The organism is Halomonas sp. GXIMD04776, from assembly GCF_049808615.1.
GTDB lineage: Bacteria > Pseudomonadota > Gammaproteobacteria > Pseudomonadales > Halomonadaceae > Modicisalibacter.
The window spans coordinates 13,752-35,710 of sequence record NZ_JBNCAN010000016.1 but is presented as its reverse complement, the minus strand read 5'-3'; the positions used below and the strand labels follow the sequence as shown (position 1 = coordinate 35,710).

The 21,959-nt window shown below is 60.2% G+C and carries 14 protein-coding genes; 10 read left to right on the top strand and 4 right to left on the bottom strand.

Translation table 11 applies throughout. The features are described 5' to 3' along the window. Window positions 1–75: 75 nt before the first annotated feature. From ACPF7Z_RS11970 to ACPF7Z_RS11960, 3 genes are all read left to right on the top strand, one after another. Complete coding sequence (locus ACPF7Z_RS11970; RefSeq protein ID WP_425193478.1) at window positions 76–4,911, top strand: NAD-glutamate dehydrogenase; 4,836 nt, start codon at window positions 76–78, stop codon at window positions 4,909–4,911. 207 nt (window positions 4,912–5,118) lie between these two features. After that, the gene (locus tag ACPF7Z_RS11965; protein ID WP_425193477.1) at window positions 5,119–6,225 is read left to right on the top strand and encodes a hypothetical protein; all 1,107 of its coding nucleotides are present in this window, start codon (window positions 5,119–5,121) and stop codon (window positions 6,223–6,225) included. 9 nt (window positions 6,226–6,234) lie between these two features. After that, the gene (locus ACPF7Z_RS11960; protein ID WP_425193535.1) at window positions 6,235–7,287 is read left to right on the top strand and encodes a quinone-dependent dihydroorotate dehydrogenase; all 1,053 of its coding nucleotides are present in this window, start codon (window positions 6,235–6,237) and stop codon (window positions 7,285–7,287) included. A gap of 45 nt (window positions 7,288–7,332) precedes the next feature. Here ACPF7Z_RS11960 and rmf read toward each other — a convergent pair whose 3' ends face one another. After that, window positions 7,333–7,539, bottom strand: coding sequence for a ribosome modulation factor (gene rmf, locus ACPF7Z_RS11955; RefSeq protein ID WP_425193476.1), 207 nt, complete (start codon window positions 7,537–7,539; stop codon window positions 7,333–7,335). A 235-nt stretch (window positions 7,540–7,774) separates the two neighbouring features. Between rmf and rlmKL the strand changes: the two genes are divergently transcribed. Continuing rightward, complete coding sequence (gene rlmKL, locus ACPF7Z_RS11950) at window positions 7,775–9,991, top strand: bifunctional 23S rRNA (guanine(2069)-N(7))-methyltransferase RlmK/23S rRNA (guanine(2445)-N(2))-methyltransferase RlmL (protein WP_425193475.1); 2,217 nt, start codon at window positions 7,775–7,777, stop codon at window positions 9,989–9,991. Next, window positions 9,988–10,317, top strand: a complete 330-nt coding sequence (locus ACPF7Z_RS11945; RefSeq protein WP_425193474.1) for a glutaredoxin family protein — start codon at window positions 9,988–9,990, stop codon at window positions 10,315–10,317. Before rlmKL ends, ACPF7Z_RS11945 begins: the two co-directional genes overlap by 4 nt. Before the next feature lie 4 nt (window positions 10,318–10,321). Here ACPF7Z_RS11945 and ACPF7Z_RS11940 read toward each other — a convergent pair whose 3' ends face one another. After that, window positions 10,322–10,600 (bottom strand): hypothetical protein, encoded by a 279-nt coding sequence (locus ACPF7Z_RS11940; protein WP_425193473.1) that lies wholly within the window; start codon window positions 10,598–10,600, stop codon window positions 10,322–10,324. 111 nt (window positions 10,601–10,711) lie between these two features. On the opposite strand from ACPF7Z_RS11940, the gene pdxB reads away from it, so the two are divergent. Further along, complete coding sequence (gene pdxB / locus ACPF7Z_RS11935; protein ID WP_425193472.1) at window positions 10,712–11,863, top strand: 4-phosphoerythronate dehydrogenase PdxB; 1,152 nt, start codon at window positions 10,712–10,714, stop codon at window positions 11,861–11,863. Between the two features lie 50 nt (window positions 11,864–11,913). Beyond that, window positions 11,914–12,717, top strand: coding sequence for an MOSC domain-containing protein (locus tag ACPF7Z_RS11930; RefSeq protein WP_425193471.1), 804 nt, complete (start codon window positions 11,914–11,916; stop codon window positions 12,715–12,717). A gap of 74 nt (window positions 12,718–12,791) precedes the next feature. Here the strand turns inward: ACPF7Z_RS11930 and ACPF7Z_RS11925 are convergent, their stop codons facing one another. Then, window positions 12,792–14,510: a tetratricopeptide repeat protein gene (locus ACPF7Z_RS11925; RefSeq protein ID WP_425193470.1), complete on the bottom strand. Its 1,719-nt coding sequence runs from the start codon at window positions 14,508–14,510 to the stop codon at window positions 12,792–12,794. Between the two features lie 58 nt (window positions 14,511–14,568). Next, window positions 14,569–15,525 carry a homocysteine S-methyltransferase family protein gene (locus tag ACPF7Z_RS11920; protein WP_425193469.1) on the bottom strand — a complete coding sequence of 319 codons (957 nt, stop codon included), beginning with the start codon at window positions 15,523–15,525 and terminating at the stop codon, window positions 14,569–14,571. Between the two features lie 154 nt (window positions 15,526–15,679). Here ACPF7Z_RS11920 and ACPF7Z_RS11915 point away from each other — a divergent pair, with 154 nt between their 5' ends. The 3 genes from ACPF7Z_RS11915 (at window position 15,680) to ACPF7Z_RS11905 (ending at window position 21,933) form a co-directional block, all read left to right on the top strand. Next, window positions 15,680–17,257: an alpha/beta fold hydrolase gene (locus ACPF7Z_RS11915; protein WP_425193468.1), complete on the top strand. Its 1,578-nt coding sequence runs from the start codon at window positions 15,680–15,682 to the stop codon at window positions 17,255–17,257. Window positions 17,258–17,629: 372 nt separating this feature from the next. After that, a complete protein-coding gene (locus tag ACPF7Z_RS11910) occupies window positions 17,630–18,760 on the top strand; it encodes an efflux RND transporter periplasmic adaptor subunit (RefSeq protein WP_425193467.1) in 1,131 nt (376 codons plus the stop codon). 11 nt (window positions 18,761–18,771) lie between these two features. After that, a complete protein-coding gene (locus ACPF7Z_RS11905; protein ID WP_425193466.1) occupies window positions 18,772–21,933 on the top strand; it encodes an efflux RND transporter permease subunit in 3,162 nt (1,053 codons plus the stop codon). Window positions 21,934–21,959 lie beyond the last annotated feature (26 nt).

The window sequence follows — 21,959 nt, the reverse complement described above, 5'->3', positions numbered from 1 at the left end:
CGGCGCAGCCGATCTGGCTGTACCGATGAATATTCACCGGTCGCAAATGGCGCCCGGATGTAGCCGAGGTGATTGATGCAACACGTCGCAATCGATGACAAAAAAGAATTCCTGGCACAACTGCGGGAACAGCTCAAGAAGCGTCTGCCGCAGGACAAGGTGAAGACGATCGCGGCCTTCGCCGAGGATTTCTACGCCAATGCCCCCTTCGAGGATCTGGCCGAACGCCATCTCGATGACGTCTATGGGGCGACACTGTCCGTCTGGCATTTCATTCAGCAACACGATCCCCAAACCCCGAAGGTGGGTGTCTACAACCCGGATTTCGAGAAACATGGCTGGCAGTCCTCCCACACGGTCGTGGGTGTATTGCACGAGGACATGCCGTTTCTGGTCGATTCGGTGCGTATCGAGCTCAATCGTCGGGGCATCACGGTACATGCCATCCATAACGCGGTATTGGCGGTGGAGCGCGACAAGCAGCACCAGTTGACCCGAGTCACTTCGGTAGGGGCCAAGAACGCGCCGGAAAACCGCGAATCCGTCATCGTGATCGAAATCGATCGTCACTCGGATCCAAAGGTACTCGAGGATATCGAGTCCAGCCTGGAAGATGTCCTGGTGGATGTTCGCACCGCCGTCCAGGACTTCGATGCGATGCGTGATGAAGTGTGTGCCGCCATCGAGGAGCTCAAGGGGTCGCGACCCGATCAGATCGACGCGGCGGATCACAAGGAAACCATCGCCTTCCTTGAGTGGCTGATCGATGATCATTTCACCTTCCTCGGCTACGACGAGCACAAGCTGACCGGCAAGAAAGGCCAGACCGATCTGAAGCATGTCGAGGGCAGCGATCTCGGGGTCTTCAAGCTCGACCAGCCACGTTACCGGGAACACGTTCGTGGCGAAAAGCTTGTCTCCGACGAGAACGCCCAGAGTACCGAATTGCTCTCCTTTGCCAAGAGCGCTTATCACTCCAGGGTGCATCGTCCCGCCTATCCGGATTACATCGCCATCGATCGTTACGATGACAAAGGCAACGTCATCGGCGAGCGCCGCTTCATGGGGCTCTACGCGGCATCGGTGTACAACGATTCGCCCCGCAACGTCCCGGTGTTGCGCAAGAAGATTCAAGCCGTGATGAAGGCCTCGGGATTCAATCCCAGTGGTCACAACGGCAAGCAGTTGATGAACATCCTCGAGGTCTATCCACGGGACGACCTGTTCCAGATCGATACGCAGGAACTCACCCAAACCGCGCTGGGCATTCTCAACATTCGCGAACGCCGCCGGGTGCGGCTGTTCGTGCGCGAGGACCGCTTCGGACGCTTCTACTCCTGCATGGTCTTCGTGCCGCGGGATGTGTTCTCCACCGATCTGCGCGTGCGCATACAGACGCTATTGTGCGAGGAGCTCGATGCGGAGTTCGGCGATTTCAACACCTATCTTTCCGAATCGGTGCTGGCACGTATCCAGTACATCCTGCGCTTCAATGGCGAGTCGCCGGTCGAATACGACCTGCGTCGGCTCGAGAAGAAGATCGCTGGCATAGCGCGCAGCTGGAAAGACGACTTGCACAATGCCCTGATCGAAGGTTTCGGCGAAGAACAGGCCAATATACTGCTCGGCCACTACCGTGACGCCTTCCCGTCCAGCTATCAGGAAGACTTCACGGCGCGCACGGCGGTCTATGATCTACATCACATCGGGGAGCTCGAAGAGGGTGCACCGGTGTCCTTGAGCCTTTATCGTCTAATGGAAGAAGACGAAGAGGACATCAATCTCAAGCTATTCCATGCCGACCGTCCCATTCCCTTGTCCGATGTATTGCCAGTGATGGAGAATTTGGGCCTGCGGGTGATGGGAGAGCGGCCCTACGGCATTCATGGCGATGAGCGTTCCTTCTGGATTCACGACTTCACCCTGGAGCATCACGCCAGCGACATCGTCAATCTTCAGGAGATGCGTGACGTCTTCGTCGATGCCTTCCAGCGCATCTGGACCGGTGAGGCGGAGAACGACTCCTTCAACCGTCTGGTGATCGGTGCCAACCTGACCTGGCGTGAAGTCGCCATGTTGCGTGGCTACGCGCGCTATCTCAAGCAGCTGCGTTTCAGCCTGTCCCAGCGCTACATTGCCAACACCCTGGCCAATTATCCCGAGATCACTCGCGAGCTGGTCACCCTGTTCGAGCTGCGTCTTGATCCGGAACAGAAGGAGCGCGACAAGGAGACCGATGCGTGCCTGGAGCGACTCAATGAGCTGCTCGATACGGTGGGCAGTCTCAACGACGATCTGCTGTTGCGGCGCTACATCGAGCTGATTCAGGCGACACTGCGCACCAACTACTATCAGAGGGATGAGAGCGGCGGATTCAAGAGCTATATCTCCTACAAGCTCGAGCCGACCAAGATTCCCGACATGCCCAAGCCGCGGCCAGTCTATGAGATATTCGTCTATTCGCCGCGAGTCGAAGGGGTGCATCTACGCGGTGGCAAGGTCGCCCGGGGCGGGCTGCGCTGGTCGGATCGCCACGAGGACTTCCGTACCGAAATTCTCGGGCTGGTGAAGGCTCAGCAGGTCAAGAATGCGGTGATCGTCCCGGTCGGCGCCAAGGGAGGCTTCGTGTGCAAGCGCATGCCGGCGAACGCCGATCGCGACACGGTGCAAAAGGAAGGGATCGCCTGTTATCAGCTGTTCATTCGTGCCCTGCTCGATGTCACCGACAATCTTGACGGGGGGGAAATCGTGCCGCCTCAGGCGGTGGTACGCCATGATGAGGACGACCCCTATCTCGTGGTGGCCGCCGACAAGGGCACGGCATCGTTTTCGGACATCGCCAACGAGATATCCTTCGAGTACGGTCACTGGCTAGGCGATGCCTTTGCTTCGGGGGGTGCCAACGGCTACGACCACAAGAAGATGGCGATCACCGCACGCGGTGCCTGGGAATCGGTGAAGCGTCACTTCCGCGAACTCGGCGTCAACACTCAACAGGACGAGTTCAGCGTGGTGGGTATCGGCGACATGGCGGGTGACGTCTTCGGCAACGGCATGCTGCTGTCCGACAAGATACGTCTGGTCGGTGCCTTCAACCATCTGCATATCTTCATCGACCCCGACCCGGATGCCGCCAAGACCTTCAATGAGCGCAAGCGTCTGTTCGAGCTACCGCGCTCGAGTTGGGAGGACTACGACAGCTCGCTGATCTCGGAAGGCGGCGGTGTCTTCAAGCGCAGCGCCAAGTCGATCACCATTACCCCGCAAATGAAGAGTGTCTTCGGTATCAAGGCGGACAAGCTATCACCTAATGACCTGATCAGCGCGATGCTCAAGTCGAAGGTCGATCTGATCTGGAACGGCGGTATCGGCACCTATATCAAGTCCAGCGCAGAGTCGCATGCGGACGTAGGCGACAAGGCCAACGATAGCCTGCGTATCGATGGCCGCGAGGTCAACTGTCGAGTCATCGGTGAGGGCGGTAACCTGGGTATGACGCAGCGTGGGCGCATGGAAGCAGCCTGGCGTGGGGTGCAGGTCAACACCGACTTCATCGACAACGCCGGCGGCGTGACCTGCTCGGACCAGGAGGTCAACATCAAGATCCTGCTCGACGACATCGTCAAGCAGGGAGACATGACCGACAAGCAGCGCAACCAGTTGCTGGCGGACATGACCGAGGATGTCGCCAGGCTGGTGCTATTAAGCAACTATCGGCAGGCCCAGGCGCTTTCCCTGTCGGTAATTCTAGCCAAGCAGAACATGGAGCCTTACCGGCGCTTCATCAACGAGCTCGAAGCCAGCGGACATCTCGATCGCGAGCTGGAGTTCCTGCCGGACGATGAAACGCTCATCGAGCGCTCCAACGCAGGCGAAGGCCTGACGCTGCCGGAGCTGTCGGTGTTGATTTCCTACTCCAAGAGTACCCTGAAGGACGACCTGATCGCCTCCGAGGTGCCGGACGATCCCTATATTCAATCCTACCTGGAGTCCGCCTTTCCGGAAGTGCTGGTCAAGCGCTTCAGCAAGCAGATATACGATCATCGCCTCAAGCGCGAGATCGTCGCTACGCTGATCGCCAACGATCTGGTGAATCACATGGGGATCGTCTTCGTCAGGCGGTTGCTGGACACTACCGGGGCGGGGCGTGCCGAGATTGCCCGGGCGTACATCATTGCCCGAGACAGCTTTAACCTGGGAAGTCTGTGGCAACAGATCGAAGCGCTGGATAACAAGGTCGATTGTCAGGTGCAGTATCGCATGATGCTCGAGTTGAGAAGCCTGATCTATCACATGGCTCGCTGGTTCCTGCGTCAGCGCTCCAGCCTATCGGCCCAGGAGAACATCGACTATTTCGCGCCGCGCTTGACGCAACTCCAGGAGAGCATCGGCAAACGGCTAGGAGGCGACGATCTCAAGGCCTGGAAAAAGCGTCGCGACGACCTGGACAAGGCCGGGGTGCCCAAGGCGCTGGCGGACATCATTGCCGCGACCCACAACCTCTACGCCGGGCTCGGCATCGTCGGAGCGGCACGCCAGACTGACGAGAAGATCCATCGCGTCGCCGATGTCTACTACGAACTAGGTCAGCGCCTGGAACTGCCGTGGATGACCGAGCAGGTCAACGCCCTGGAGGTTCGCGACAGCTGGCAGACCCAGGCTCGGGAGGCGTTCCGCGACGATCTCGATCGCCAGCAGTTGGCCCTCACGGTCAATGTGCTGAATCTGGAGGACGCACCGAAGGATGCTAAACCGCGAGTGGAAGAGTGGCTCAAGCGCCATGAGGACCTGCATGAGCGCTGGTGCAAGCTGATCACCGAGATGAACGCCGGGGTGCAGACGAGCTTTGCCTTGTTCGCCGTGGCGATTCGCAAGCTGGTCGATCTTTCTGAGAGCAACAGCGAAAGCTGAAAAAGTGAATAGGAAGGGTTGACCAGAAAACATCAAGCGCCATAGAAGGCCTCTGTTCGACATGGCTCGGGCAGAGGCCTTGTGCTTTCTCCTCATCGCACTGCGTGAAGCGCATTTATCGGCAGAGCGATGCGTATTGCGCTCTCTCTGGTATGCTGTGCCACGACCCGGTCAGCGATTCCCCTAATGTCATTGTAGAGAGGCCCTATGAAATATCGTGCACTCCCTGTCGTCGTGGCGCTGGGACTGTCCAGTGTGGCGTTACCCACTTTAGCGGATAGTGCGGCACTACAACGTGCCGAAAAGGCCGCCGCCAAGGTCGATCTCAGCCGTTTCTTTACCTCGCGTACCGATGCCCGGAGCCAAAGCTTCGGTTTCGGCGGCACTCACGAACATCCTTTTACCGTTGAAAAAGCGGGGCGCTACGCCTTTACCAGTAGCACCTTCGTCGGTGATTCCGTCGATTATCGTATCGAAGCGGCGTTGCTGGATGCTCGAGGCAATGTTCTGGCAAGCGGTAAGGGGCTTGGCCAGAATGGCGGGCTGCGACTGGTCGAGGAACTCGAGCCGGGCGATTATGTGTTACGCGTCTCGGCCAACAAGTTCGGTAGTGAATCCACCGGCGGTAACAGCTATACCGTTGCAGTCGCCGGCCTCGATGCCAGTGGCGAGCGTCTGGACACCGACGCCAGCGGAATCGATGGCGGATCGGGTATCCAGTTCGGTGGCGCCGGACGTGATGGCCGCACCACGGCGTTCGTCAATAGTGACGATGAAGTGGCCGCCATTGCGGCGCCCAAGGCTAGTCGCTCTGCCGGAACGTCGGGAAGCATGCCGACGAATGACCCCTCACCCTCCTTGTCCTCGCAGCAGCAAAGTGCTCTCGATGTGCCGTCGCCGCAGAACGCCACGGCAGGCTCCGAAAGCGAAGCAGCCGCTGATGAGGTTACCCGAGGTGGCAATGCGTCCGAGCAGGTGATGCCGGATGCCTTCGACGAAATCGTGGCGGATATCGATATTCGCACCAAGGGCGAAGTGTTGAGCTTTGACGTAGTCGAGGCCGGCACCGTTTCCATCACCAGTTCCACCTTCGTCGGCAGCGAGACCAGCTATCGCCTTGAAGCCCGGGTGCTGGATGAGAACGGTAACGTCGTCGCCAGTGACAAGGCCAAGGGGTTCGAGGGCGATTTCGACATTGAAACTCGGCTGACGCCAGGGCGATATACCGTTTGGGTCAATGGCCAGAAATTCGGTAGCGCCAATAGCGGCGTCAATAACTACACCCTACGAGTGCAGCAACTCGATACTCAATAGAGAAGCATGATGTACAGTCTTGCCCGCGCATTGCTCTTTCGTCTCGATCCCGAGACGGCCCACGAGCTTTCACTCAGGAGCCTGGATGTAGTGCATCGCACCGGCGCTCTTGGTGTTTGGCACAAGCGCGATACCGGTAACGACCCTGTCGAACTGATGGGGTTGCGCTTTGCCAATCGGGTGGGGCTCGCGGCGGGCTTGGACAAGAATGCCGATCACCTGGACGCTCTTGGGGCACTGGGGTTCGGCTTCGTCGAAGTGGGAACGGTGACACCCAAGCCCCAGCCAGGTAATCCGCGTCCGCGTATGTTCCGCGTGCCGCAGCGGCACGCCATCATCAATCGCATGGGGTTCAACAATGCCGGCGTCGATCACCTCATCGCCAACGTGCGCAAGAGCCGTTATGACGGCGTGATCGGCATCAATATCGGCAAGAACTTGACCACACCGGTGGAAAGCGCCGTCGATGATTATGTGACCTGTCTGACGCGGATACATGCTCACGCTCACTACATCACGGTCAATATCTCCTCGCCCAATACACCGGGGCTGCGTAACTTGCAGTTTGGCGAGCAGCTTGATGCATTGCTTGGCGCACTGCGCGAAGAGTGTACGCGTCTCGATCGGCAAAAGGGCAAGCCGGTACCACTGGCGGTCAAGATCGCTCCGGATATGGAGCATGACGAAATAATGCTCGTTGCCCGAGCCCTCGAGGGCAATGCCATCGACGCGGTCATTGCCACCAATACCACGGTATCCCGGGAGGCGGTAAGCGGCTTGCCTCACGCCGACGAGCAAGGGGGGTTGTCCGGCGGCCCGGTATTCGAGGTATCCAACCGCGTGATACAAGAGCTGCGCCGCTGTCTGCCGAGCTTGCCGATCATCGGTGTCGGCGGCATCGACAGTGGTGAGAGGGCGGTGGCCAAGCGAGAGGCGGGCGCCGATCTGGTTCAGCTCTACACCGGATTTATCTATCAAGGCCCTGGTTTGGTCGGTGAATGTGTTCGGGCCTTGCAGAGCGTAGAAAAACAGGAAGGCCCGCGACATAGACACGGGCCTTGAAGGGTCTCTTTAGCCGATCAGCGGATCGGAAAAGCTATACTTGAATCAAGTCACCATGGGGTTTTTATGGATACCGGAAACACCTGTCATTCCCGACCATTGATCCCCGCGACCTTCACGCCAACCGCTCATCCAGTATTCGCGAATATTGATATCCTGACTGGGGCAGTCATCTCGGGAGCGACCTCCCATGCCAGCCTTATACCCATGAACATAAGCACGCTGGAAGCGATCACGTTTCTGTCGTTTCATCGGATGACCTCACTGAAAAGACCAAGTTTGGACTCAAGAAATATTTGCCAGGAAAGCAAAAAATACCCTTGCAAATTCCCCGGGTCCGGACAAGAAACGCATGCGTTTTTTCAGTAGCTACTAGACTTAATGTTTAGACCAATTCGACTAGTGTTGTCGAGCATCAAATTGTTGCCAAAATGTTACTAGTTAAAGAAAAGAGGATTAAAGCGCACCATGCCGGGATTCTCATTCCATGTCTGAGCATCAAAAAAAAGACGCGATGATTCTTTTCGCTACCTGTCCCAAGGGTAATGAAGAGCTTCTGGCCGCCGAAATCGGTAGTCTGGGCGGACAGGCGACCAAGAGCACCGTGGCCGGCGTCTACTTCCAGGCAGCACTCGAAGTGGCCTACCGCGCCTGCCTATGGTCGCGGCTGGCCAATCGCATCGTATTGTGTCTTGCGCGAGAAGAGGGGGTCGAGCGCCCGGAAGCGCTGCAGGCAGTGGCAAGACGCATCGACTGGACACAACATCTGGCACCCGGGACGACCCTGGCGGTGGATTTTCACGGTCAGTCAGAGCATATCCGCCATACCCGTTTCGGCGCTCAGACGGTCAAGGACGGAGTGGTGGATGCGCTACGCGAAGCGGGTCAAGAGCGTCCGCGAGTGGAGCTGCGTCAGCCGGATATGCGCTTGTACGTGCATCTGCATCGCGGTCGATTGACTCTGGGCATCGATCTGGCCGGCACCAGCCTGCATCAGCGAGGATATCGCCGCGACCCCGGCCATGCACCCCTCAAAGAGAACCTGGCGGCGGCACTATTGGTGCGGGCAGACTGGCCGGCGCGGGCCAAACGTGGCGAGCCGCTCATTGATCCGCTGTGCGGATCCGGCACCCTGGTCATCGAAGCAGGGCTGATGGCGGCGGATATCGCGCCGAACCTCAATCGGGAACGCTTTGGCTTCCATGGCTGGGCAGGGCACGATAACGTGCTATGGCGCGAACTCAAGCGCGAAGCCGAGGCACGGGCAAGCATAGGGCGACGGCGAATCAAATCAAAGCTCTACGGCGTCGATCAAAGCCCTCAGGCGTTGTCTGCTGCCAAGAGCAACGCCATGCGCGCCGGCATTCCCGCGCTGATCGACTTTCGAGGCGGCGCTGTAGCTCGACTACGTCGGCCAGAAGATTGCGATGAGCCGGGGCTGATGATCACCAACCCCCCTTACGGCGAGCGTATTGGCGAGCTGCCGGAGCTGGTGCCCCTGTATGCGGACCTGGGCGAACGGGCGCGCCGTGAATTCCCTGGCTGGACCCTGGCCCTGTTCACCGGCAACCCGGAGCTTGGCCATCGTACCGGGCTGCGGGCGCGCAAGCAGTACGTCTTCAAGAACGGCGCCCTGGACTGCAAGCTACTGTTGATCGATGTACCTGCGAACGACGTGTCTGAGAGCAGTGCGTCGGGGACCCTCGAGCAAGCACCGTCAAAGCCCGAGTCCGCATCCCGGCACTCGGAAGGCGCGCAGATGTTCGCCAACCGCCTTGAGAAGAATCGCAAGCGCCTCAAGAAGTGGCTCAAGCAGAGTGGCGAGAGCTGTTATCGCCTCTACGACGCGGACATGCCGGAATATGCCCTGGCGGTGGATGTCTATGGTGATCGGGTGCATGTTCAGGAATACGCACCACCGAAATCCGTCGATGCCGCTCAGGCCCAGCGTCGACTCATGGATGCCTTGGGCGTGATCCCCGAGGTGCTGGAGGTGCGCCCCGATCGTATCTACCTCAAGCAGCGCGAGCGACAGACGGGCAAGGCCCAGTACCAGAAGCGCGACAGCAGCGGTGAGCGTTTCCAGGTGCGGGAAGGCAGTGCGCTGCTATGGGTCAATCTGCGCGATTATCTGGATACGGGACTCTTTCTCGATCATCGCCCGGTACGGCGCAGGATCGCCGAAATGGCCGCCGGCAAGCGTTTTCTCAACCTGTTCTGCTACACCGGTGCCGCCACGGTGCAGGCTGCATTGGGAAATGAAAAGGGCGGCGCCAGCGACAGCGTGAGCGTGGATCTTTCCAACACCTATCTGGAGTGGGCCCGGGACAACCTGGCGCTCAATCGTATCGATCCCAGTCGCCATCGCGTTGTGCGGGAGGATTGTTTTCACTGGCTGGAGACCGCCGGCAGCGAGTTCGATCTGATCTTTCTCGATCCCCCGACCTTCTCCAACTCCAAGAAGATGGAGGAGAGCCTGGATATCCAGCGCGATCATGGCCGCCTTGTGGATCTAGCCATGGCCCGCCTGGCCCCGGAAGGGACGCTGATCTTCTCGAACAATCAGCGGCGTTTCAAGCTCGACGACGGCGTGCGCGAACGCTATGCGGTGGAGGACATCTCGGCTCAGACCTTCGATCCGGATTTTCAGCGCCGTCCTAACCTGCATCACTGTTTCCTGATTCGTCATCGCGAGGACGCATGAGCCAACTGAGGCTTTATACCACTCTGGGCTGCCATCTCTGCGAGCAGCTCGAGACCGAACTGGCTCGTATCGGAGTCGGACACATCGTCCTCGAGCGGGTCGAGATCGCCGAGGACGACGCCCTGATCGAGCATTATGGCATGCGGATTCCGGTACTGGTGGACGAGCAAGGTGATGAGCTGGAGCGTGGGTTCGAGCCGAATCTATTGGCGGCCTGGCTCGAAGCTCGCGGATTGCTGGCAACGGTCGCAGATGCGCGGGGTCAAGAGGCGCCAACGCCACCAGGCGGTGCGCGAAGGGTTAATGGACGACGCTTTCTCGGCTAGCGTCTCAAATGCCCAGCAGTGATAACTGCCGGACGGCATCGCGTCCCTCGGGGCTGTCATCGTTGGCTTCGAGCACCTTTTGAAAGCCTCGCGATCCTTGGATGTGGGCGACGTCGTCCAGCCACATCAAGGCCTGATCGTGACTCCCCGCCACCTGATGTTTGAGACCCCCGAACTGGGTGCCGATCTGGCCCCAGGCATGGCTGAATATCCAGTCGCCGAACATGTCTTGATGAACATGCACGAGCACGTAGTCATGGTTGCTTTCCCAGCGGACGATCACGCGGTCTCCTGTGGCGGGCGGCTTTATCCTTGTGGCGCTCGAAGGCGCGGCCTAAGATGGCGTGCAATATTGTAACCGCCTCCAGCCTGCGAACAAGAAGCGAGACAACCCATGCGCATACTAGTGGATCAGAACGTTCCCTTGGCGGACGAATTCTTCGGTGAGCTGGGCGAGATCGTCCGGTTGCCGGGGCGTGAGATCGATAACGCTGCCGTGCACGACAAGGATATTCTGGTGGTGCGTTCCATCACCCGAGTCGATGCCGCACTGTTAGAAGGCTCCCGGGTACGCTTCGTGGGTACCTGCACCATCGGGACCGATCACGTGGATATCGACTATCTGCGGGACAAGCAGATCGGCTTTGCCAGCGCTCCGGGCAGCAATGCCGAGTCCGTGGTCGATTATGTGCTTTCCAGCCTGCTGATGCTGGCGGAAGAGCAGGACTTCGTGCTGGCGGAGCGTACCGTTGGCATCGTCGGTGCCGGCAATGTGGGTGATCGCCTGCGCCAACGGCTCGAGGCGCTCGATGTCACCTGTCTGATCTGCGATCCACCTCGAGCCGAAACGGAAAATCGTGACGATTTCATCGATATCGATACGCTGATCGAGCGCGCCGACATCGTCAGCATGCACACGCCCTTGACCAACGAAGGGGAGCATCCCACCCGTCACCTACTGGACGCGACACGTATTGCAGCGCTGAAACCCGGAACGCTGTTGATCAATACTGGTCGGGGCACCTGCATAGATACCATGGCTCTGCGTCAGCGCCTCGAGGAGCGGGCGGATCTGAGCACCGTGCTCGACGTATGGAAAAACGAGCCCGCCATCGACCAAGTCCTCTATGATCTGGTGGATATCGCCACGCCACACATTGCCGGCTATAGCCTGGATGGCAAGATGCTGGGTACCGAACGGGTCTATCAAGCCATGATGCGCCATTTCGGCTTGCCGGCGCGGCGCAAGCTCGGCCAGATCAAACCCGAAAACTGGCTGCGCAAGATCGTGCTGTCGGGTTCAGCGCCGCCCATGGAGGCCTTGTCGTTATGTGTCCGGGCCTGCTATGACGTGCGTCGCGACATGCTCGGGTTTGATCGTTATCGCAGACGGCTGGGCCTGACCCAGGCCTTCGATCGTTATCGTGCCGAATATCCGGTGCGCCGCGAGTTTTCGACCCTGAGAGTGGAATTGAAGAAAAACAGCGGTGATCTACGCGATGCCATCGAAGGCTTTGGCTTCAAGCCCAAGCTCGCCAGCAAGTGATGGCGCGTTATAACCTTGAAGATCGTCATCCATGAGCAGGAAAGCGTCCAATGCCCTCCAATAGGTTGCACCTGTCAGCTCTCTATCGCTATCCGATCAAATCCACTGCCGGTGAGTCGCTGGAGCGTACCGCCGTGGATGAAGAGGGGCTTGAGGGTGATCGACGCTTCATGCTGGCAAGACCCGACGGCGTTTTTCTCACCGCCCGCTCTCATCCGCAGCTGGTGACGATTCGTGGAGAGTTGAACGATGCAGGGATCGTGCTGTATCACCCGGCCCTTAAGCCCCTGGCGCTCGCCTTCGACGCCTTCGAAAAAGCGTCCTTTGCGACTCAAGTATGGAATGACAGTTTCCGGGCATTGACCACCACACCCGAAGCGGATCGCTGGTGCGAGCAGGCGATCGGCGAGCCGGCGCGTTTCCTATGGCTGGGCGAGCGTTCGCCGCGTTATCGCCAGGCGATCGGTAAACGACTCAGTTTCGCCGATGGCTTTCCCTTGATGATGATCGGTGAAGCCTCTCTCGAGGATCTTAATCAACGTGCCCCGGGCGATCACGTCATGGCCCAGTTCCGACCCAATTTGGTGGTGTCCGGTGATCTACCCTTTGCCGAAGATCAGTGGCATCTGCTGCGCATCGGCGAGACGGAACTCGCGGTGCGCAAACCCTGTACCCGCTGCGCCATGATCACCGTCGATCCGCAGACCGGTACCTTCATCGATCAACGCGAGCCCCTGCGCACCCTGGCAGGGTACCGGCGTGGTCTGACCGGACAAGTCGAATTCGGTCAGAATCTGGTCGTGCTGACCGGTGGGGAACTGGAGGTGGGCATGCCGGTCGAGGTGCTTGGTTAAGAAGTCGTTTGTTCGCGTATTTACCCTTGTTTGCAGACCGGCCAGCGATATTGCTGGCCGGTCATGAAATAGGCTCACAGCCGATCCAGTGCCAGCAAGGCATTATCCCCAAGCCATACCCGGCGAAACTCGCGCTCTGTCTGCCTGGCGGAGGCGTCGCCGGCTTGTTGCTGCGCCTGCAGTAGTCCCCATAGCGCCCAGCCGTTTTTCGGCTGTTTCGTCAGCGCCTGGTGGAAGGTCGAGATCGCTTCTTGGGCGCGGCCGTTCTGAAGCTGAACCGCCGCGAGAGTCTGGCGGATGGGGTAGTACCAGTAGGGCGGTTCCATGTAGGCAATCGTATCTTCCAGGGCAATCGCTTCCTGCAGGTGGTGCTCGGCAGCCGAGTAGTCTTGCCGGGCCTGTTCGACTCGCGCTTCCACCACGTGCTTGGCGATCTCGAGCAGGGTGCGCGCCGGGACGTACTGTGCCTCTAATCCGTCCAGATCCGCGTTGGTGTATAGCTCGTTCAGTGCCCTCGCTTCCGCCAAAGCCTCGTCGATCCGGTCTAGCCGGGCGAAGGCTACGCCACGGGCATAGTGCCAATAGCCCTTGACGAAGGGGAAGCGGTCGCCGGGGTCAGCCAGCGCCAGGATGGCTTCCGGTTCCGCGAACTGGGCGTGGGCGGAATAGGGCGCGGTCTTGATCGCCTGCGCCCAGCCGAGCTCGGCGGAAACCTCATCCGAGGTGATGGCGTCGAGCTTCTCGGCGGATGCCAGCACGTCCTCCTTGGCCCCGGACAGTTGGGCGGCCACCATCAGGAAATGCACGTTATGCGGATAATAGCCGAAGCGGTAGAGCGGGCTAGCGGCATCGCCCATCGCCTCCAGCATTCGCTCGTCTGCGGCGATGGCGTCCCGGTTGACGGCCAGCGAATCCTTGTAGCGACCGACCCGGCTATAGATATGCGCCGGCATGTGCGTCAGATGACCGGCTCCCGGCATCGTGCCGCGCAGGGCGTCCGCATGAGACTCCGCGCGTTCCGGGGTCGCGGAGGCTTCCACGGCGTGAATATAGAGGTGCGCCGCCGCCGGATGCCCCGGCGCGGTGACAAGCGCACGCTCCAGGGTGGCGACGATATCCGCCGCATACCCCTTGGGGGTGACGCCGTCCGCTTCCCAGTAATCCCAGGGTTGCAGGTTCATCATGGCGTCGGCGTAGAGCACCTGGATATCCGCATCCTGCGGATAGCGCTGGGCGACCGTCCGGATGGCGTCCGCCCACGCCTGATCCAACGCCACGCGATCCGCGTTTGAGTCCGCAGCGTAGCGCTTGGCCAGGGCCTCGATCAGTGCCCGCTCCCTGGAAGTCGCAGTGCTCTTTAATGCCATCGCCTGGCTGATCGCCTCGAAGGCCGGGGCGATGGCCTCATCGTGCATGGCATCGTTGATATTGGAACCTAGCACGAAGGCCTCGCCCCAGAAGCACATGGCACAGCTCGGATCGAGCCGCTGGGCCTCGCGGAAGGCGCGGCGCGCCTCGGCGTGGTTAAAGCCCCAGGCGAGCTTCAAGCCTTGATCGAAATATGCCTGGGCTCGTGGGCTACGGGTGGTGATCTTGTAGCTGCGGCTGCCGAGCCCGGTATACAGCGGCACCCGAGCGGCAGGATTCGCCGTCGGCTCGGCGCGCTCGCCGGCGAAGCCGACGCCGGGCTTGAACAGCTCCGTCTTGCGCGCGTCATCGTGGGCGAGGGAAGCGCTACTGATCGCGGTGACGAGCACTGCCGCGGCAGTCAGGGTGAATGTCTTCATTTTCATGATTAAGTCTCCTGTCGTCGTGTGGTCGTTGTCGGCCAGTTCCAGGTTGTTGGCCGGCTTAGCTCGCCATGGCGTCGTCCGAGTTGAAGGCATTGACGATCGCACTGACATGGCGCAGGTCCGTGCCGCAGCAGCCGCCGAGCACGTTGATCCAGGGCATCCTGGCGACCAGTGCGCGATAGAGGGACGCCAGCTCCCGGGGGTTGCCCGCATCGAGTTCCTCCGCAGCATCCAGTTCGGCGTGGCTGCAGCGCGAGGCGTTGCAGCGCAACCCCTTGATGCGGCGCGTCCAGCTTTCGTCGGTGATGGCATCGAGGAAATGCTCCGGATGCGCGCAGTTGATCATGAAGTAGGACGCGGCCTGCCGGGTCGCTGCATCTACCTCCTGGATGGCCTCGCCCAGGGGCTGACCAGTGGGCAGTCGGCCATCGGTCTCCACAGTGAAGGAGACGACGATGGGCAGATCGGCCTTGTGCGCCGCCTTGACGATGCCGGTGGCCTCCTCGGCCTGGGTGAAGGTGAGCGCCGAGACCATCTCCACTTCGCTGTCGACCAGCCAACCGATCTGCTGGGCGTGATACTCCTCGGCCTCGGCGGCGTTCAGCAGGGTTTCCGGTGCGTAGGCGTCGCCCTTGGGGCCGATGACCGCATTGAGCACGACGGGCCCTTTGTTGCCGACAAACTCATCTCGCAACGTCGCGATGAAGTTCACGGCTTCAAGATTCGCCGCGTGCAGCTCGCTTTCCGAGGCGCCGAGATCCTGCGCCCAGTGGCCATGAGCCTTCCAGGTCGGAGCGTCGAGGATAAAGCCGGTCCCGCATTCTCGGGCGAGGGACAGGAATCCGCGAAAATACTCGGCCAAGGCATGGCGGCCCGCTGCGCTGGAAAGCAGGGTGTGGGCGGCGAATTCGCGAATCTCGACGCCGCGGTTGAAGATCAGATCCGTCTCCAGGCCGCCATCGGTCAGAAACAATTCGCCGGAGGCCTGGGGTAGAACTTTTGTACGATAGGTCATGCTGGTGTACCTCTTTTGGCCACGGCCCTGTGCCGAGCCTTGCCACATGAAATTTATGTGCCTGTCGTGGTAGCCAGCGTTGTAACCAGCGTGGAATTTTCGCAAAAAGCCGTCGAAACTGTAGGTGATGAAGCCACTTCGTGGGCGCGCAACGATGCCTAAGCTGGCGATTCGAACCCTGGGAGAACTGACGGTAAGCCAGGATGGCGTGACTATGCCTTTGCCGGCGTCGAAGAAGACCCGTGCCCTGTTGGCCTATCTCGCTTTGACCGCGCGTCCCCAGCGTCGCGATCGGCTATGTGAGATGTTCTGGGACATACCCGACGATCCACGCGCCGCCTTGCGCTGGTCCTTGAGCAAGCTGCGCTCGGTGGTCAACGATGCCGCCACCGAACGGCTGGTAGCGGATCGCGAACGGGTGACCTTCGCACCACATCAGGCCGAGATCGATATCCGCCGCCTGGCAACAGGGCTCGAGCAGGAGGGGCTTACAGTCGTACCATTGCGCGAGATGGCGGATCGCTTGGCCGAACCGCTGCTCGAAGGTCTCGATCTGCCCAACCAGGAGTCCTTTCAGCGCTGGCTGACCGCCGAGCGTCAGGAGGTACAGCGCCTACAGGTGTGCGTACTGCAACGGCTGGCCACTCATAGTAATTTGACTCCCGATCAAGCGCTGCCCTGGAGCAAGGCTTGGCTGGAAGCGGATCCGTTCAACCGAGAGGCGGCCTCACGTCTCTTGGTTTGCCTTCGTCAAGTGGCGCTTTCCCAGGAAGCCGAATCCTTGTCCCGCGAGTTGGAGCGGCGTTTTCGCGGCGCCGGACTAGAATGGCCGCTAGAACCGCTCTCGGAGCAGCCTATCGTCAAGTCGGATAGCGAACATCCTCGCCAGTTGTTGGCGCGCCAGAAGATTCACTTCTGCACCGCGAAGGATGGAGTGCGCATCGCCTATGCCTGTGTCGGCGAGGGTCCGCCCTTGGTCAAGGCCGCCAACTGGCTGACCCATCTGGAGCTCGACTGGGACGCGCCAATCTGGAGCCCGCTGTTTCGCGAACTCGCCAGCGAGCATTTGCTGGTACGCTACGACGAGCGTGGCAACGGGCTCTCGGACTGGGACATCGGCGAGATTTCTTTCGATGTTTTCATCACGGATCTCGAGACGGTGATCGATGCGCTCGGCCTCGAGCGCTTCGCGCTGCTGGGCATCTCTCAAGGCGCCGCGGTGTCGATCGAGTACGCGGTGCGCCACCCCGAGCGGGTATCGCAGCTTATTCTATTCGGCGCCTATGCCGCCGGTTGGCGAATCGATGCCTCGCCGCAAATGCTCAAGGAGCGCGAGGCTATTCTCACCTTGACGAAAGCCGGCTGGGGGCAGGACAACCCGGCGTATCGACAGATCTTTTCCTCGACCTTCATGCCCAGCGCCACCCATGAGGAACTTACTTGGTTCAATGAATTCCAGCGGCGCACCACCTCGCCGGAGAACGCGGCGCGCTTTCTTTCGGCCTTCGGAGATATCGACGTGCGTCACCGGCTCGGCCTGGTGCGCGCACCCACCCTGGTCATTCACTCGCTGCGCGATGGCCGCATTCCGATCGATTCAGGGCGCGAGATCGCTGCCTCAATTCCCAACGCGGAGTTCACGAGTCTTGATAGCGATGGCCACCTGCTGCTGGGCCGCGAGCCGGCGGCACAGGAATTCATCGATGCGGTGAGGCGATTCGTGGCAGGGTAGGGCGACAACTTCTGCAGCTCAGGCTTGCACAATCATCTCGAAATCGCCATAAACCCATCGACGTAATTCATCATCGTTGTCCCTCTATGAAATTTGATGGACCTATCAACAGCTAGTCGTTTGATGGTGCCAAGAATCAACAACACGGAGAAAACCCTTTCTCGTGTAGTGCAACGCAATCGTGTTGTGGAGGCGTCAGCGTCACCGACAAGCCTTTCCCCGACGAACTCCCTAGCGTTGATGTTGTAATCCTGGCTTCGCTGTGCTGTATCCGGGCTATGCACTACATTTATCTGATTGAGTTACGTCGATTCCGTGATGCGTCATTCGACGAGTCCATGTAGTCCTCGTTAACCGAGGTTTTCAGATGCAATGCTGAAAAAACTGCTCTTCGCCGCCATCGGCGTGGCTATTGTGGTCGGTGCTCTCGTCTATGCCAAGTTCGGTCAATTCGGGGCGATGGGTGAGGCTGCCAAAAACATGGTGCAACCGCCCGAGACCGTCACTGCCATGACCGTTGACAAGGCAACCTGGGAGCAGGCCATCGCTGCCACGGCCACCGTGTCCGCCGTACAGGGTGTGACGGTGAGCGCCGAGGCCAATGGCCGTGTGGAGCGGATCGCCTTTGAGTCCGGCGCCGTCGTTGAAAAGGGTGACATGCTGGTGCAGCTCGATACAGCGAGCGAAAACGCCCAGCTCGCCTCGGCGGAGGCAACCGCCGCGTTGGCTAGGGCGGATGTCACACGGGCACGCGAGTTGGGCAAGAAAAACATGGTCTCGCGAGAGGCCGTCGATAGCGCCGAGGCCAAGTTCAAGGAGACCGCTGCCCAGGTCGACAACATGCGCGCGCTGATCGCGAAGAAGACGGTGCGCGCGCCGTTTGCTGGCCATCTGGGGCTGCGTCTGGTCAATCTCGGCCAGATTCTGCGCGAAGGCGACCCCATCGTCTCGCTACAAACGCTGGATCCGATTCATGTGGATTTCTCGGTGCCTCAGCAGCAGATCCTGCAACTGAAGCCGGGCATGAGCGTGCGCGTAACCACCGACGCCGCACCGGGGGATATCTTTTCCGGTGAGGTCATCGCGGTGAATCCAGAGGTCGACCCGGTAACGCGCAACGTGCGAGTGCGGGCACTGGTTGTTAATCCCGAGGAGAAACTGCGTTCAGGCATGTTTGCCCAGGTCGAGGTGCTGCAGCCGGACAGGCAATCAGTGTTGCCGGTGGTCGCGACCGCAGTGCTGTACGCGCCCTTCGGCGACTCGGTGTTCGTGGTTGAAAAACACCAGGATGAGAAAACCGGGGAAAGCGAGCAACTGCTGCGTCAGCAATTCGTCCAACTGGGACGGGCGCGCGGTGATTTCGTCGACGTAGTCGATGGCCTGAAAGCCGGCGAAACCGTGGTGACTAGCGGTGTGTTCAAATTGCGCTCCGGTATGCAGGTGGTCGTCGATAATACGCTGGCACCCAACGCCAGTCTCGACCCCCATCCGCCGGAATCCTGAGGCATCGCTCCGTGCAGAACTTTACCGATATCTTCATTCGTCGCCCAGTGCTGGCGATCGTGGTCAATCTCATCATCCTTATCGCCGGCCTCAGTGCCTGGCATTCGCTGAGTGTGCGCCAGTATCCCCTGAGTGAAAATGCATCGGTGCAGATCTCGACAGTGTATGTCGGCGCCAGCGCGGAATTGGTGCGTGGCTTCATCACTACGCCGTTGGAGCGTGCCATCGGGGCGGCGGAAGGCATCGATTACATCGAATCGAAGAGCCTGCAGGGCATCTCGATCATCACCGCCCGGCTCAAGCTCAACTACGACTCGACCAAGGCACTGGCCGACATCTCGTCGAAGGTCGATCAGGTACGCAGCGACCTGCCCGCCGAGGCCCAGGTGCCAGCCATCAGCGTGCAATCGGCGGACTCGGAGTTCGCCGCGGCCTATCTGAGCTTTTCTTCCAACATCCTGACGCCGGAGCAGATCACCGATTATCTGACCCGGGTGGTGCAGCCGCGCCTCTCGTCGGTCACCGGCGTGCAGCGGATCGAGATCTTCGGCGCACGTACCTTCGCCATGCGCGTCTGGCTCAAGCCCGAGCGCATGGCGGCGCTGCATATCAGTCCCTTGCAGGTACGCGAGGCGCTGGCAGCCAACAACTATCTGGCCGCCATCGGTAATACCAAGGGTGCGCTGGTGCAGACCAAGCTCGCGGCGAACACCGATCTGCACAGCCCGGAGGACTTTCGCCGCCTGGTCATCTATCAGCAGGACGACACCATCGTGCGTCTGGAGGACATCGCCGATGTGGAGCTGGGTGCCGAGGATTATGACACCCTGGTGCGCTATTCGGGACAGACGGCGGTGTTTGCCGGCGTGTTCCCACAGCCCAACGCCAACATCATCGAGGTGATCGACGGCGTGCGCGCGGAGCTCGAGCGGATCAAGGAGGATATGCCAGCCGGGTTGGAGGCCAGCATCGGCTATGACGCCTCGGAGTATGTCAGTAACGCCATCGACGAGGTGACCGGCACGCTCACCGACACCCTGTTGATCGTGATCGCGGTGATCTTTCTGTTCCTCGGCTCGGTGCGTTCGGTACTGGTACCGGTGATGGCGATTCCGGTATCGCTGATCGGCGGCATCTTTCTGATGCAGTTGTTCGGCTTCACCCTCAACTTGTTGACGCTGCTTGCCATCGTGCTCTCGGTCGGCCTGGTGGTCGATGATGCCATCGTGGTGGTGGAGAACGTGGAGCGGCATTTGCGCGAGGGACGCACCCCGCGTGAAGCCGCCTTGCTCGGCGCTCGGGAGCTGGTCGCACCGATCATCGCCATGACCGTCACCTTGGTCGCTGTGTATATACCGATCGGCCTGCAGGGCGGCTTGACCGGTGCGCTGTTCCGAGAGTTCGCCTTCACCCTGGCGGGTGCGGTAGCGATTTCCGGCGTGGTCGCGCTGACGCTTTCGCCGACCATGGCCGCGACGCTGCTGCGCAGTGCCAAGGACGAAGAGCGCGGTCTGAGCGGTTGGCTCAATCATCGTTTCGATCGCCTGCGCGAGGCCTATGGCCGCACGCTCGGCGCCACGCTCAAGGCGAGGCCTGCGGTCTATCTGGTATGGATTCTGGTAAGTCTGTGCACTATCCCGATGTTCCTGTTCTCGCCCAAGGAGTTGGCGCCGACCGAGGATCAGAGCGTGCTGTTCGGCATCATCAATACCGCCGCCAACGCGACCACCGACCAGAACGCGGTCTACGCCAAGGCAGCCGAACAAGTCATGCTGGACGTTCCGGAGGCCGCGTTGACCTTTCAATTGCTGTTTCCACCTTCGATCGGTGCGACGATTGGCGCGGACGGCTTCAGTGGCGTGGTGGTGAAGCCCTGGGGCGAGCGTACCCGAACGGTGACCCAGATCCTGCCGGAGGTGCAGGCCGAGGTGTCGAAGATACCGGGGATTCAGGTGTTCATGACCACGCCGCCGGCGCTGCCCGGCGGCAGCAACTTCCCGGTGGAGTTTCTCATCACCTCCACCGCCGATGCCGAGCGTCTGTTCGAGTTTGCCCAGGAGTTGCAGAGGAGGGCGATGCAGAGCGGACTGTTTTTCTTTCCCCCCGACATCGATATGAAGCTCGATCAGCCCCAGGCGACGCTAGTGTTCGACCGCGACAAGGTGGCGACGCTGGGGTTGCGACTATCCCAGGTTGGTGCAGACCTCGCAGTGGCCACCGGCGGCGATTTCGTCAACCGCTTCAATATGGATGGCCGCAGCTATAAGGTGATCCCGCAGATTCGACGCAATGATCGCCTCAACAGCGAGCAACTGCGTAATATCTATATCACTGGCCCTGATGATCAGATGGTGCCGCTGTCCACGGTCGCCCATATCGAGCACTCGGTCGTGGCTCGCTCGCTCAACCGTTTTCAGCAGCTCAACGCGGTAAAGCTCTCCGGCGTGAGCGCCCGCACCCTGGACGAGGCCCTCGGCTTTCTTGAAGATACTGCTCGCGAGATCCTGCCACCGGGCTACAGCTTCGACTACACCGGCGAGTCGCGCCAGTTGCGCACCGAGGGCAACAAGTTCCTGCCGGCGTTCTCGCTGGCCGTGCTGATGATCTTTCTGGTGCTGGCGGTTCAGTTCAATTCGTTCCGCGACCCCTTAGTGATCCTCGCCGGCTCGGTGCCGCTGGCGATGTTCGGTGCGCTGATCTTCACCGTGCTGAAGATGCCCGATCCCAACATGCCGTACTGGACCAACGGTTGGACCACGACCATGAACATCTATGCCCAGGTCGGCATGGTCACCCTGGTCGGATTGATCGCCAAGAACGGTATCCTCATCGTCGAATTCGCCAATAAGCTGCAGCAACAGGGCGCCAGCAAACTCGACGCCGTACACGAGGCGGCAATGATCCGCCTGCGCCCGGTACTGATGACCAGCATCGCCACCATCGCCGGCCACTTTCCGCTGGTGCTGGTGACCGGCGCCGGGGCTGCGGCACGCAACTCCATCGGCCTGGTGCTGGTGGGTGGCATGGCGATCGGCACATTGTTCACCCTGTTCGTGGTGCCCTCGCTGTATGTGCTGATCGCGAAGAATCGGCATAAGGATGAAGCCAAGATTTCCACTTCCATGCCGTCAGAGGGGGCATCCGGTCATTTGGGTCAGGGGCAACCACGCTGAAACCGGTAGATCACCATCGGCAACTG

What these genes read in the sequence shown, in the direction of transcription:
- ACPF7Z_RS11970 (WP_425193478.1), top strand. Translation starts at nt 76, where the DNA reads ATGCAACACGTCGCAATCGATGACAAAAAAGAATTCCTGGCACAACTG.
- ACPF7Z_RS11965 (WP_425193477.1), top strand. Translation starts at nt 5,119, where the DNA reads ATGAAATATCGTGCACTCCCTGTCGTCGTGGCGCTGGGACTGTCCAGT.
- ACPF7Z_RS11960 (WP_425193535.1), top strand. Translation starts at nt 6,235, where the DNA reads ATGTACAGTCTTGCCCGCGCATTGCTCTTTCGTCTCGATCCCGAGACG.
- rmf (WP_425193476.1), bottom strand. Translation starts at nt 7,539, where the DNA reads ATGAAACGACAGAAACGTGATCGCTTCCAGCGTGCTTATGTTCATGGG.
- rlmKL (WP_425193475.1), top strand. Translation starts at nt 7,775, where the DNA reads ATGTCTGAGCATCAAAAAAAAGACGCGATGATTCTTTTCGCTACCTGT.
- ACPF7Z_RS11945 (WP_425193474.1), top strand. Translation starts at nt 9,988, where the DNA reads ATGAGCCAACTGAGGCTTTATACCACTCTGGGCTGCCATCTCTGCGAG.
- pdxB (WP_425193472.1), top strand. Translation starts at nt 10,712, where the DNA reads ATGCGCATACTAGTGGATCAGAACGTTCCCTTGGCGGACGAATTCTTC.
- ACPF7Z_RS11930 (WP_425193471.1), top strand. Translation starts at nt 11,914, where the DNA reads ATGCCCTCCAATAGGTTGCACCTGTCAGCTCTCTATCGCTATCCGATC.
- ACPF7Z_RS11925 (WP_425193470.1), bottom strand. Translation starts at nt 14,510, where the DNA reads ATGAAAATGAAGACATTCACCCTGACTGCCGCGGCAGTGCTCGTCACC.
- ACPF7Z_RS11920 (WP_425193469.1), bottom strand. Translation starts at nt 15,525, where the DNA reads ATGACCTATCGTACAAAAGTTCTACCCCAGGCCTCCGGCGAATTGTTT.
- ACPF7Z_RS11915 (WP_425193468.1), top strand. Translation starts at nt 15,680, where the DNA reads ATGCCTAAGCTGGCGATTCGAACCCTGGGAGAACTGACGGTAAGCCAG.
- ACPF7Z_RS11910 (WP_425193467.1), top strand. Translation starts at nt 17,630, where the DNA reads ATGCTGAAAAAACTGCTCTTCGCCGCCATCGGCGTGGCTATTGTGGTC.